Below are 484 nucleotides of genomic sequence, written 5' to 3' on the forward strand. Positions count from 1 at the left end.
TTTACCAGTTAGCCCCATGGTTTTTAGTAGCGCCACACGATCACGCTGGCTTAGAGCATATTGACGGCTGGCAACGGCTATTGCCACGACTGCAAGCAACACCGCCAGACTGCCGCCAAGTAATAAAAAGCCCTCTGCTTTTTCTAAAGATTCCCCCAGGGTTTCACCTTGCCGAACATCCACCCAGCGGTAATTATCTGTTAAGCGTGGTTCCAGCCATGCTTCAAAATCAGCCAGTTCGGTCGCACTACCGGCAAATAAACCACGATGCCGAACACGACTCCCAGGTTGTATCACCTCCGTAGCGGCTACATCATCCACATGCATCATCACCCGTGGTGCCAGAGATGAGAGCCGAAAGCCACCATCCGGTTCACGCATAATCACGCCAGTCACTTCAAGGGAAGTAGCGCCAATTTCCAGCGCATCACCAGGCCGTAATTCCAATAAGCGCATAAGCCGGGGATTCAACCAGACTTCGCCG

At 52.7% G+C, this 484-nt stretch carries 1 pseudogene; it reads right to left on the reverse strand.

What is annotated here, in order from left to right:
* Positions 1-456: pseudogene (locus B3182_RS02375) on the reverse strand (ABC transporter ATP-binding protein); the annotation flags it as partial.
* Positions 457-484 lie beyond the last annotated feature (28 nt).

This window comes from Methylophaga sp. UBA4204 (assembly GCF_002379485.1).
Taxonomy (GTDB): Bacteria; Pseudomonadota; Gammaproteobacteria; order Nitrosococcales; family Methylophagaceae; genus Methylophaga.